This window comes from Microbacterium sp., assembly GCF_036277215.1.
In the GTDB taxonomy this organism is placed as follows: Bacteria; Actinomycetota; Actinomycetes; order Actinomycetales; family Microbacteriaceae; genus Microbacterium.
Window position 1 is genome coordinate 1 of the sequence record NZ_DASUNI010000039.1, and the last position, 12,555, is coordinate 12,555.

The following is a 12,555-nucleotide window of genomic DNA, read 5'->3' on the forward strand; positions in this document are numbered from 1 at the left end:
GTTGACTCGCCGCTGGTGTCCGCAGATGGCTGGCGGCTGGGGCAGTCTCCATTCTTTGGTTGACACCCAAGCAGATCGGTTCTATTGTCATGCCAAGACGTTTTGCCAAATCGTCTTGGCGCCAGAGTCTGCAAACTCACACAACACGAATGGAGACGAAGTGATGAAGCTCCGCAGAAACAGCGTCCATGGTCGGCGCGGCAGGCGAGTACTGGCGGGTGCGGCAGCAACCGTAGCTGCGGCCCTGGTACTCAGCGGCTGCGGCGCCGGTGGGGGCGGTTCGTCCGCTTCGGGCGATGACAGCCTCACGATCGTGGTCGAGGGCGGTGGCAAGCTCGAGCTGCAGCCCATCGCGGACCTCTACGAAGAGGAGACCGGCACGAAGGTGACTCTCGTCGAGTTGCCGTATGCCGGGCTGTATGACCGCATCTCGACCGAGCTGCAGGCTGGCGAGCCGTCGTTCGACATCGCGGCGCTCGATGCGATCTGGCTAACCGCGTTCGCGCCGGGGCTCGCGCCGATCGACGACCTCTACACCGACGAAGTGAAGTCAGACCTTTTCGGCGGTCTTGTCACCGAGGCGCAGGTCGACGGCAAGTTCATCGGGATGCCGGTGTGGACCAACTCGGAGATCCTGTTCTACCGCACCGACTTGTTCGAGGATCCGACCAACATGTCGGATTTCGAGGCGAAGTACGGTTATCCGCTTGCGCCGCCCACCACGTGGGAGCAGTACAGAGACGCCGCCGAATTCTTCACTCGCGACACGGACGGCGACGGAGTCGTTGACCTTTACGGGACAGATGTCAAGGGAGCTGTTGAGACCGAGTGGTTGGCGACCGTGTCGCAAGCCGGCGAGGAGCACATGGTTCTCGACGCCGAGTCCGGCGAGGTGACCATCGACGACGCCGCGCACAAGGAGGCGCTCGATTACTACATCAGCCTGCTGCCCTACGCCCCCTCGGGTGCTGCTCAGCTCGACTGGGCCGGTGCACAGAACCTCTTCTACCAGGGAAGCCTGGCCATGATGCGCTTCTGGGGCCACGCCTACCGTGCCACTCCGGATGACTCCACGATCAAGGATGACATCGGCGTCGCGCCGATGATCGGGGGATCCGGCGGCATCGCGGGGGTGCCGGGAGCGTGGTATTTGTCGGTGCCGGTCTCGGGTTCGAAGCAGGAGGCCGCGAAGGAGTTCATCGCGTTCGCATACGAGCACAACGATCTGTCGGCAGACACCTCACTGGGTCTGGTGGCGCGGAAGTCCGCATTCGAGAGCAAGGCTAGTGAGCCGGGATTCGAGAACTTCCCTGCGCTGCTGGACACGCTCGAGGCACCGCAGACCCTGCCCCGGCCGGCGACGGCTCAGTGGCAGGAGATCGTCGATACCGTCCTGGTGCCAATGCTGCAGAAGGCCGTAGAGCCAGGTGCGGACACCGCGCAACTGCTGTCCGACGCCAAGTCCCAGCTCGAGGCGATCGTCGAATAGACGATCGCACCAAACAAAGGTTCCACAGTGGCCATCAAGAGCCCTCAGATCCCGGTCGGGGCGGCGCCAGCCGCCGCCCCGCCCGGGGGAGCCGGTCAATCGCCGGCGATCAAGTCCGGACGACGTCCACGTAAGCAGCTGAGTGAGAACGCGTTCGCGCTCGCTCTGATGACTCCAGCAGCGGCCTTCCTCGCGGCATTCGTCCTCTGGCCAATGCTCCGCTTCGTCTACGACAGCTTCTTCGAGATCTCACCCTTCGCTGGGGCACCACGTGTATTCGTCGGGTTCGCGAACTACGCGACCGCTTTCGCCTCCGAGGCGTTCCAGAACGCAGCCGTCCGCACAATCGCATACACACTGATCGTCGTCATCTCAGAGTTCGTGCTCGGCCTAGCCGTCGCGCTCCTCTTCACCGCACTCGGCCAGCGGTCCGCGGTCTTCCGCACCGCATTCATGTACCCGCTGATGATCGCACCGGTCGTCGCCGGACTGCTCTGGCGCTTCATGCTCATCGACAACTTCGGCATCGTCAACGAGCTGCTCTACCGCTGGGGAATCCTCTCCAGCCCGGACCAGATTCAGTGGCTCAGCGACCCCAACATCGCCCTGTTCTCCGTATCGATCCCTGACATCTGGCTGACGACATCCTTCATCACCCTCGTCCTGTTCGCCGGGTTGCAGAACATCCCCGGCGACGTCATCGAAGCAGCCAGAATCGACGGCGCCCGATACCCACGCCTGCTGTTCAGCATCATCCTCCCCCTGCTCCGCCCGGTGATCGCCGTCGCGCTCATCGTGCGCGGCATCGATGCCGCCCGCGCGTTTGACATCATCCTGATCCAGACCGACGGTGGGCCCCAGGGCAGCACCACCACGTTGAGCCTCCTCATCTACCGCACCATGACCCGGTTCGGCGACCCCGGCCTGGCGAGCGCGATGGGCACCGTCTACCTGATCGTCATGCTCGCCGTCGCGATCACCGCAATCACCCTCATCTGGCGACCCGGAAGCAGCACACGATGAATCCCCTCGAGACCCGTGGAAAGTCCCGCATCATCCTTTGGGCGCTGCTCGCCGCCGCCCTCATCCTCTACGGCTTCCCTTTCATCTACCTGCTTCTGACCTCGTTCAAGACCCCACTCGACGCGATCGCCGTACCGCCGACCGTGTGGCCGGAGAAGTGGACGCTGGAGAACTACGTCTCGGCGCTCAGCCGCGAGGGCGTCGTGGCAGCACTGATCAACAGCGTCGTCACCGCGGTGATCTCCACCGCGCTCTCGCTCGTCCTCGCGGTACCTGCCGCATACGCGATCACCCGATTCCGGACGCCGAGCGGCCGTGTCTTCATCGTCGCCGCGCTGGTGACGCGCATGGTCCCCACAATTGCCATCGGGGCACCACTCGTCGAAACCATGCGAAACCTCGGGCTGACCGACACATCGTTCGGGTTGGCCCTGGCCCACACCACGATCTCGCTACCTCTATCGATCTGGCTGATGGCCAGCTTCTTCGAGGCCGTACCCGACGAACTGGACGAAGCAGCAGCCATGGACGGATGCTCACGCCTCCAAGCCTTGTGGAAGGTCGTCCTGCCCGTCGTTGGTGGTGGACTCGCGGTGACGGCGATCTTCGCCTTCCTCGCGTCATGGAATGAGTTCCTTTTCGCACTCCTACTGACATCGGTGCGCGCGCAGACCACACCGGTGGTCATCGCCAACTTCCAAAGCCAGTTCGGCCTCGACTGGGGTGGAATGACTGCCCTCGCGGCCCTCTACTCGGTGCCGGTCATCCTGCTCACCTTGTTCCTGCAACGGCAGATCGTCGCCGGCCTCACGCTCGGCGCCGTCAAAGGCTGAGGCACCGCGACATGAACGGAAACCCTGTGCCCAGCAACAACCACTACGACGTGACGGCGTGGCCCCACGGTGATCCCTTCGAGGACATCGGCGAGGTGATCAACAGCATCATCGCGGACGTCAAGGCACGCCAAACAATCGCCGACGTGAACGACGGAGGGAAACCGGGCGCCGTCATCTACATACCCCCGGGTGATTACAGGCTTCGCACGCAGGTACTGATCGATATCAGCTTCCTCAAGATCCAAGGCTCAGGACACGGCTTCACGTCGTCGAGCATCCGCTTCAACGTTGCCGACGATGAGTGGGCCGGGTTGCACGAACTCTGGCCCGGAGGCAGCCGCATCCTCGTCGACCTCGCCCTCGATACGGCCAACGACGAGTCGACGGGTGCCGCATTCCGTGTTGCACGAACCGGAAGCCCCAGGATCAGCTCGGTGGAGTTCTCCAACTTCTGCATCGACGGACTGCACTTCAGCGGTGACGGGCCGGGCGACAACCTCGAGAACTCCTACGTCAACGGCAAGACGGGCATCTCCGTCGCGGACGCCAACGACTCCCTCCGGATCACCGGCATGGGGTTCGTGTACCTCGAGCATGCTCTCACGATCTACAACGCCGACGCCCTTTCCATCCACGACAACTTCATCGCCGAATGCGGAAACTGCATCGAGCTGCGCGGGTGGGGTCAGGCGTCAAAGATCACCGACAACTTGCTCGGCGCGGGTTTTCGAGGCCACTCGATCTATGCCGAGAACCACGGCGGGCTCCTGATCACTGCCAACAACATCTTCCCGAGGGGTGCGAGCAGCGTTCACCTCGACGGTGTCACCCGCTCAAGCGTCACCAACAACCGCTTGCACTCGTTCTACCCCGGAATGGTCATTCTCGCGGCCAACAGCGCAGAGAACCTCGTCGCCTCGAATCACTTCCTTCACGACCATGAGCCCTGGACACCGTTCCTCGGAGTCGACAACGGGCGCGACGACCTCTTCGGGCTCCTGAGAATCAACGGCAGCAACAACTCCGTGATCGGGAACCACTTCTCCGAGGTCATCGACTCACTGAGCGTCCGGCCGGCAGGCGCGACCCCGGTGATCATCCGGCTGATCACCGGCACTGGCAACTACCTCTCCAGCAACCACGTCGTGGCGATGGATGTCGACGTGAAGTCCAACGACTCAGCCTTCGAGGGACAGGTCGACGCGTTGTTGACCACCGAGGAATCGGAAGGACTCGTCGTCACCACTGTCATGGTTGATGCGGCGGCGACTCGGAACACCATTCTCGACTCTGGTCGCGAAGACCAAGTGATCGCGGACGAATCGCTGAACGCCATCAGGCACACCCCCTCAATGGGGACAATGCCAAGCGGCCTGAGACGAGTAACCCGGAAAGACGCCCCAGCAATGGTACGAAGGGATCACCCATGAGAACGGAGAGTCGTGTGACCCGCAAACAGGTCGGCATCCGCGACGTCGCCGCGGCTGCTGGCGTGTCGGTGACGACTGTCTCACACGTACTCAACGACACCCCTCACACCCGCACCAGCGATGACACGAGGGGTCGCGTCAAGGCGGCCGCGGAGAAGCTCGGCTACCAACCGAATCGGCTGGCGCGCGGGCTGCGCACCCAGGCATCAGAAATGCTCGGCCTCATTACAGAGGAGATCGCGACCACGCCCCACGCAGGCAAGATCATCCTCGGCGCTCAGGAAGAGGCGAGCCGCAACAATCTCATGCTGGCGATCATCAACTCGAGCCTGAACCCTGCGGTGGATATCGACGCAACCGAAGTTCAGGCCTTCCTCGACCGACAAGCCGACGGAGTGATCTACGCCACGGTCTACCACGACGAGGTGAACCCGCCCGAAGAGATGCTCGGGGTGCCGGCTGTGCTGATCGGCGCCCGCGACGTCCGTCGGGAGATTCCCTCGTTCATACCGGATGAACGCTCCGGCGCAGCATCCGTCATCGACATGCTGGTCTCCCGTGGCCATCGAAGGATCGCATTCGCTGCCAGTTCAGTCGACGTCCCAGCAACGCGCGGCCGCCTGCTCGGGTACCGCGACGCCATGCTGGCGGCTGGACTAGACCCCGACCGTTTCGTCGTCGAAGGCGAAGCGGAGGCGAGCGGGGGTTACGACGCAACTGCGCGACTACTCGATGTCGCGGCGAGCCACGATCAACGCCCCACCGCGCTGTTCTGCTACAACGACCGAATGGCCATGGGTGCCTATCGGGCGATAGCTGAACGGGGCCTATCCATTCCAGCCGACATATCAGTCGTCGGATTCGACGACCAGGACCCCATCCCGACGAGTCTCTTTCCGCCGCTGACGACCGTTGCGTTGCCGCACTACGAGATGGGTGCCCGGGCCGTCGCTGAGCTCATGGGGATCATCCAGCGTCGCCCCGAACACGGGCTGCTCCCTGGCCACCCCACCCTTCTGACCTGTCCGATCGTGCACCGCGAGTCCGTAGCTGCCCCGACAGGGCAGGGGAGAGACGATTCCGAGATCGATTGAATGTCTCGCCGCTGCGGTCATCTGACCTGCACGTGCCATGAGCTCTGCGGCTCACGTCGTGGAGAAGCGGAGGGGTCTGGGTCGGAACCGCAGACTCGCGGCGCAGGCCCCTCCGTCCCTTCGAGGGAGTCGGCTCTCCCGCCGATGACAGTGAGTACCAGCACGCTGAGGAGGCGTGAGCATGCGACCTGAGTTTCATTTCACCGCGGCATCCGGGTGGATCAATGACCCGCACGGCATCACCTACCGCGACGGGGAGTACCACGCGTTCTTCCAGTACGTTCCCGGCCGCACCGATTGGGCGCCGAACTGCCACTGGGGTCACGCGCGAGGGCCCGACCTGCTCTCGCTGCAGGAGCTGCCGGTCGCGATCGCCCCAGGCGACGGTGACGACGGGATCTGGACCGGATCGCTGGTCACCGGAGGCGACGGGGCTACCCGGATCTTCTACACCTCCATATCGGAGCCGGATTTCGGCATCGGACGCATCCGGGTCGCGACGCCGGAGGACGATGACTGGATCTCGTGGACGAAGGGCCCGTTCGTCGTCGACGCTCCGGCTGATCTGGCCCTGATCGCCTACCGGGACCCGTTCCTGCGCGAGGACCCCGACGCGTGGCGGATGTTCGTCGGCGCGGCCGGCGCGGACGGCACGGCAATGGCGTTGAGCTACCGGTCCGACGACCTCGAAGTCTGGGAGTACGAGGGTGTGGCACTGTCACGCTCGACGTCCGAGACCGCGGATGTCTGGATGGGCGCACTGTGGGAGTGCCCGCAGATCTTCGACCTCGACGGCCGGGCCGTGATGGTCTCTTCCGTGTGGGATGACGACGTGCTCCACTACGCGGGGTACGCCGTCGGCAGCTATGCGGACGGCAGGTTCACCGCGACCCGCTGGGGCCGGCTGACCTACGGCGACAGCTACTACGCGCCGTCCTTGTTCCGGGACGCCGAGGGGCGAGCATGCCTGAGCTTCTGGATGCGCGGCATCGCCGACGAGCCGGCCGGCTGGGCCAGCGCACACAGCGTGCCCTATGTGCTCACGCTCGACGCCGACACCCTAGTCGCGACCCCACACCCCGACCTCGACAAATACCGGGCCGGCACCCCCACCGGGAACATCCCGGGGCTCGCCGCAGACATCACATGGACCCCGGACCACGCCGGCCTGTCGGTCGAATCCGGCGGCCAGACCGTGGTCTCGGTCGTCCGTGACAACGACGAACTGACGGTGGCCCTCGGCGAAAAGGAATGGGCTTTCCCTTACTTCGGGGACGTCCGGGTCATCGTCGACGGTCCGGTGTTGGAGATCGCCAGCGGCGCGGGCCTGTTCGCCGCTCCCATCACCCCGAACGGCACCACCCTGACCGTGCGGGGCAGCAACTCAGGGATCGCCGGTAATGCCCTCAGCAGATAGCCCACTAGGCGCGATCACACGCCAAGGCGACGGAGTGCTGGTCATCGGTGAGGCGCTCATCGACATCGTCGCGAACGCCAAACCCGCGCAACCGGAGGAGCACGTCGGCGCGATAGCGCCAGTTACCGCGGCCCGGACGATAACAGCGGCAGTGGGCCAGGACGGGTCCGGAACCGTTACGCCGACGAAGATGATGACCATCGCCGGCGTCCACCCGGCGGCGCTGATCCCGACCCAGCGCCAGGGATGGCGGACACGGCGGCGCAACACCAATGCCTGCGCGGTGCTCATCACGGCACCCATAACCAGTCCCAGCGCTGCGGCCATCGTCATGACGAGGAGCGGGTGCGGCGCGTTTCCGCCGCCCGGAATCCTGAACGGCGCCGGGGCGGAGGCCAACGCCCAACCGACACCAGCCACGAGGACGGTCGTCAGCGTCCACGCGCACGCCGACAGGCTGGGGTATGTGCGCGCCTCCACCGTCCTTGCAGTGCCCCCAGCGCGAGCCCCTCGATCAGCCCGCCGGCGACGACCAGGCCCGGCACCGCCGGGGTTGGTAGTCCGTCGGCCAAGCGGGCGGCGGATGCCGAAGCGGTCATCCCAATGCTCTCGCCGATCGCGCACGCTAGCACCCACCCCGTCCAGCTAGGCGCTGCGGACCTGCCGGGCGGTGCTGTCACTCCGGCAAGAGATGGGGATGGACTCGTGTTCTCCACCGCTCCACTGGGGCATCGTGAGTCCGCGCATGGCAGAGCCGAAGGTCCCATCGACCCTCTGCTCTCCCTGCTTAAGCTCCGCCTCCCCCTCGAACCCGGACGCGGGGCTACGCGCCCACCCTGTCCGCGACGAGCTGCTCCTCGAGGCGAGCGACATCTTCCGCGCGACACAGCTCGGTGGCCGGCATCGCGGCAGTCGCGCTGCCGGCTGCGACCGCAGTGCGGAATGCGTTCGACATCGCTTGGCCCTCGGCCAGCCTCAGCACCAGCGCGGCGAGGAAGGCGTCGCCTGCTCCGACGGTGCTGACGACCTTCACGCGGGGCGTCGGAAGGCGAAGCGCACCCTCCTTCGAGACCATTACGGCGCCGGCGGCGCCCATGGTGAGAGCGACGACCTCAGCGCGTCCGCTCCGGACGATCGACTGGGCCGCGTCCGTCTGCTCGTCCGGCTCCAGCTCCCGATCGATCCCCAGGAGCTCAGCGAGCTCGTCCCTGCTGGGCTTGATGAGGAATACGCCCTCGTTCAGTGCAGCCGCGAGCGGCGGTCCGGAAGCATCAACGACCACGCGAACGTCGTTATCGGCCGCAACCCGGGTGAGCAGAGCATAGAAGTCCGACGGGACGCCGGGTGGCAGACTGCCACTGGCGACAAGGAACCCACCGCGGGGCAGGTGGTCGGCCACGACTGAGAGGCACGCTCTCCATTCGGGCTCGCGCAGCGTGGGTCCGGGCAGCACGAATCGATACTGGTCGCCCGTGCATGTCTCGGAGACCGTGAGGTTCTCCCGAGTGTTCCCTGCGATCGCGATCACCTGTCCGGCGACGCCGGCCTTGCGCGCGAGTGCACGATAGGCCTCACCGGCGGGACCCCCGAGCGGATACACCGCCATCGAGTGGCCACCGAGGTTCTGGATCGCGCGCGTCACGTTCACACCGCCGCCGCCGGCGTGCAGGGTGCTGGGGCCGCAGCGCATCTTGCGTTCCGGCAGCACGCGGTCGACGTCGCTCGAGATGTCCAGCGCAGGATTCATCGTGAGCGTCACGATCGGTGCCTGCATGGATGCTTCCATGTGCTGATTCCTCGATCCAGGTCGGCTGACCGGAGAGACCCGGCTATCGCTGATTCTCTCGGCTGTGAACGTCGATGAGCAGAGGCGAAGGTCCCGGGCGACAGAGCGCGGGACCATTGTCACTACGCGGGTCGGTCATCCCCCGTGAATCATGGGCAGATGGCAGCGATGCGGCGTGTGGCGGCCGTCGATGAAGCGAATCTCGTGCTCGACCACGAGGGCCAGGTGAACGTGTTCCTCATCGCGGGAATGCTGACCGCGGGCGGGTTCGTCGGTCCCGATGGTCTTCCCGACATGGCCGCCCTCCGCGCGGGCATGGAGAGGCGGATCGCTGGGATCCCGCAGCTGCGCAAGTCAGCGGTGCCGGTCGGCGGTCGACACCGGTGGGCAGGGACTTGGCCGGATCTGGAGGCCCATATCCGGCTCCTTGGAGGTGTGGCGGGGCAGTCCGGTCTCGAGCATCTGTGTGGCGAGCTGATGAACACCCCGTTGCCTCGCAGTCGACCGCTGTGGGAGCTGTTGTTGGTGCAGGACGTAAGTGCCGCTCGGGTCGGGATGGTTCTGCGCATTCACCATGCCCTCGCCGACGGCATGGCGGCGGTTGCGATCGCGCAGCAGCTCTTCGACCCTGACCGGGCGGCTGCGCCTGCGGTGACGCCCCGCTGGGCCGTGGACGAAGGGCCGAGAGCGACCGTACCTCGAATCCTGAACCGCGTGACTCTCGCCTTCACGCGCATCAGGATGACGCTCACCGGCCACGAAATCGGGTCCACGGTGCTGCTGGGGAAGCGCAGTGCTCATCACGGTGTCGGCTTTCTCACTGCTGACCTCGCCGCGCTCGAAGCGTACGCGCGACCTCTTGGCGCCACAGCGAACGATTCTCTGCTCGCTGCTGTCGCAACCGGCTACCGGGCAGTCTTGCGAGCAGCTGGCGAGAAGGTACCGGCTCGGTTGCCCGTCTCGGTGCCGGTCGCGCTCCGGCGTCGTGGAACGTCAGGCAATCAGGTCGGGGTCATGCTCGTTCGGCTGCCGCTGGACGAACCGGATGCGGACCAACGCCTCCGGCTCATCTCGTCGCAGACGCGCACCGAGAAGGTGCGGGCACGCCAGCAGGGCACGCTCGAGTTCATGCGCGGTCCGACCGGGGCGCGCCTCATGGACCGCGTCGGCGCTCATCAGCACCTGGTCGGAGGCTTCGTCACGAATGTCCCCGGACCGGTGCAAGCCCTCCGGCTCGCCGGTGCGCCCGTCGCCGACATCTGGCCGGTTGCCGTGCTCGCGGCGAACGTACGACTCGGCGTCGCAGCGACCTCCTATGCCGGCCGACTCCGGTGCGGCATCCACTTCGACGCGGACAACGTGCCGGGAGGTGAGTTCGTGCGTGCCATGGACGAGGAGTTCGCCCGCATGATCGAACGGAAGGGGAAAGCGGATGCGAGACGCGACTGACGTCCGGACCACGCCGTCGCACGACTCGGTCTCGGCTGCTGAGAAGGCCCAGCGACCCGGTGACGATCAGCGGGCGGTCGGCGTTCGCCTCATCGTCATTCTGGCCGCGACGCCGGCAGGCTGCGCGGCGGTGTCGCTCGGGCTGGGAGTCGCGCTCCCGCGGACGCGCGACAGCGTCCCGGCCGTGGCCTTCGCCGTCGTCGCGCTGGCATCGGGCAGTTTACTTCTCGTCATCGCGGGGGTCCTGCTGTTTCAGGTGACCCGCGCATGGTTGCGTCTGGTCTTCATCCCTTGGATCGTGTCGGTGCTGGTCGTCGTGTACAGCCTCTCGATCGCCCTGGCGGCGGTGTTCCCCCCTCACCCCTCACCGAGCCTCGGGATGCCTGCGGGCGCTGCACGAATCGAAATGACGGCCGTCGACGGTGTCAGGCTGTCGGGCTGGTATCTCCCATCCCGCAACGGCGCCGCCGTGGTGCTCAGGCACGGAGCCGGATCGACCGCGGCGGACACCGTGGCTCACGCCGTGGCTCTCAATGACGCCGGATACGGTGTGCTGTCTACGGATGCGCGCGGCCACGGAGACAGCGGCGGGCAGGGGATGGACCTGGGCTGGTTCGGGGAGGCCGACACTCGTGCAGCGCTCGACGCGCTTGCGGAGCGCTCCGAGATCGATCCGGACCGGATCGGGGTGGTCGGCTTGTCGATGGGCGGGGAGGAAGCCATCGGCGCCGCGGGAGTCGACCACCGCATCCGCGCGGTCGTGGCGGAAGGGGCCACGGGCCGGACGGCGGCCGACAAGGCGTGGCTCGCCGACGAGTACGGTGTAGCGGGAATCGTGCAGGGCGCGCTCGACACGCTCACGTACGCGATCGTGGATATCCTCACGCCTGCAGCGCCACCGCGAACGCTGGAGCAGTCCATCCGCGACGGAGGGTCGACGCCCGTCCTTTTGATCTCCGCCGGCGAGAACCCGGACGAGCAGTCGGTATCAGCACGCCTGGCGGCGGTCGATCCCGCTCGCGTAGAGGTGTGGGTCGTCCCAGGCGCGGACCACGTCCGAGGTCTGGCCACCGCACCAGATGAGTGGCGGCTGCGCGTGGTCGGATTCCTGGATGCCGCCCTCCGAGCTCGATCAGGCTGATCCCCGGTCTTCGGTCTGCAGCTCTGCGGCGATCCCCCGGGCCCAGGCGTCGATGTCATCCCAGTCCCGGAAGTCTCCTGCGGGCAGCGGAGACTTTTCCGCCGGCATGAGTTTCATGAGGCGCTCACCGAGTCCGACGGGCGGTGCCGTCGGGTCCCACGCGCCGAAGAACACCCGCGTGCCGTTCGGCTTGAGAACGGGGGTCAGCTCGTCGAACTCTTTGGGCTCGGCGGATTCGAGTACGTCGTGGCCCTCGGCATCCACTTTCTCATCGCCGAGTGGCCCGCTGCTGAACAGCCACAGCGGCCGTTCCGCAAGAACGCGCTTGTGGCGCCTGACGAAGGACTCAGCGTCCTTCAACCAGTGATACATGTACGCCGCTCCTCCCACCACGACGGCGTCGTAATCGCCGGGATCGCCGACCTCCTCCACGGGGAGCGCCTCAGCGGGCAAGCCCGACGAATCCAGAACCTCGGCGATTCGCTCCGCGATCCCTGCGGTCGACCCGTGACGACTTGCGTATGCAACGAGAACGGTCATTTCCTTCAACTCCTGTCATGGCTCGGCTGGATGACACTCAAGGATCGCGGCGCCATCGGCCGCGATGAGGTGGCCCGGCCCTCAGCGTTTGCGCATTGCTCAATGCGGAAGCGGGGCGAAGTGCGGGATCGGGTGCGGCTTGCCGTGCTCAGGGTCCGTGTCAGCGGGAGCCGTGACCATCGGGAGGGCCTGCGCGATGCCCCGTTCGGCGATGGCTGCTTCAGGGCCACGGCGAATGAGCGTGCGCGGCAGATGGCGCGGAAAGCGTCGGCCGGTGATGGCCACCGGCACCAGTCGAATGAAGTCATGCTTCGAAGTCGGGCTCCACGAGACGAGATCGAGAACCCCGG

10 protein-coding genes and 1 pseudogene are annotated in these 12,555 nt (G+C 65.9%); 8 read left to right on the forward strand and 3 right to left on the reverse strand.

Annotated features, from left to right (window positions below; translation table 11 throughout):
- Positions 1-163: 163 nt before the first annotated feature.
- From VFX99_RS01985 to VFX99_RS02010, 6 genes are all read left to right on the forward strand, one after another.
- Entirely contained in the window at positions 164-1,489 is a 1,326-nt protein-coding gene (locus tag VFX99_RS01985) for a sugar ABC transporter substrate-binding protein (RefSeq protein ID WP_329664651.1), read from the forward strand.
- A gap of 168 nt (positions 1,490-1,657) precedes the next feature.
- Positions 1,658-2,512 carry a sugar ABC transporter permease gene (locus tag VFX99_RS01990; protein WP_329664652.1) on the forward strand — a complete coding sequence of 285 codons (855 nt, stop codon included), beginning with the start codon at positions 1,658-1,660 and terminating at the stop codon, positions 2,510-2,512.
- Complete coding sequence (locus VFX99_RS01995) at positions 2,509-3,345, forward strand: carbohydrate ABC transporter permease (protein ID WP_329664643.1); 837 nt, start codon at positions 2,509-2,511, stop codon at positions 3,343-3,345. Before VFX99_RS01990 ends, VFX99_RS01995 begins: the two co-directional genes overlap by 4 nt.
- Positions 3,346-3,371: 26 nt before the next feature.
- The gene (locus tag VFX99_RS02000) at positions 3,372-4,778 is read left to right on the forward strand and encodes a NosD domain-containing protein (RefSeq protein WP_329664644.1); all 1,407 of its coding nucleotides are present in this window, start codon (positions 3,372-3,374) and stop codon (positions 4,776-4,778) included.
- Positions 4,775-5,872: a LacI family DNA-binding transcriptional regulator gene (locus VFX99_RS02005; protein WP_329664645.1), complete on the forward strand. Its 1,098-nt coding sequence runs from the start codon at positions 4,775-4,777 to the stop codon at positions 5,870-5,872. The genes VFX99_RS02000 and VFX99_RS02005 overlap by 4 nt, the downstream gene beginning before the upstream one ends.
- Positions 5,873-6,053: 181 nt before the next feature.
- Positions 6,054-7,289, forward strand: coding sequence for a glycoside hydrolase family 32 protein (locus tag VFX99_RS02010; RefSeq protein WP_329664646.1), 1,236 nt, complete (start codon positions 6,054-6,056; stop codon positions 7,287-7,289).
- Between the two features lie 823 nt (positions 7,290-8,112).
- On the opposite strand, the gene VFX99_RS02015 is transcribed toward VFX99_RS02010, so the two are convergent.
- Positions 8,113-9,075 (reverse strand): 1-phosphofructokinase family hexose kinase, encoded by a 963-nt coding sequence (locus tag VFX99_RS02015; RefSeq protein WP_329664647.1) that lies wholly within the window; start codon positions 9,073-9,075, stop codon positions 8,113-8,115.
- 159 nt (positions 9,076-9,234) lie between these two features.
- On the opposite strand from VFX99_RS02015, the gene VFX99_RS02020 reads away from it, so the two are divergent.
- Positions 9,235-10,524, forward strand: coding sequence for a wax ester/triacylglycerol synthase domain-containing protein (locus VFX99_RS02020; RefSeq protein WP_329664648.1), 1,290 nt, complete (start codon positions 9,235-9,237; stop codon positions 10,522-10,524).
- Complete coding sequence (locus tag VFX99_RS02025; RefSeq protein ID WP_329664649.1) at positions 10,508-11,665, forward strand: alpha/beta hydrolase; 1,158 nt, start codon at positions 10,508-10,510, stop codon at positions 11,663-11,665. Before VFX99_RS02020 ends, VFX99_RS02025 begins: the two co-directional genes overlap by 17 nt.
- On the opposite strand, the gene VFX99_RS02030 is transcribed toward VFX99_RS02025, so the two are convergent.
- Together VFX99_RS02030 and VFX99_RS02035 are read right to left on the reverse strand one after the other, a co-directional pair.
- A complete protein-coding gene (locus tag VFX99_RS02030; RefSeq protein WP_329664650.1) occupies positions 11,657-12,205 on the reverse strand; it encodes a flavodoxin domain-containing protein in 549 nt (182 codons plus the stop codon). The genes VFX99_RS02025 and VFX99_RS02030 overlap by 9 nt on opposite strands.
- Before the next feature lie 99 nt (positions 12,206-12,304).
- Positions 12,305-12,555: pseudogene (locus VFX99_RS02035) on the reverse strand (hypothetical protein); the annotation flags it as partial.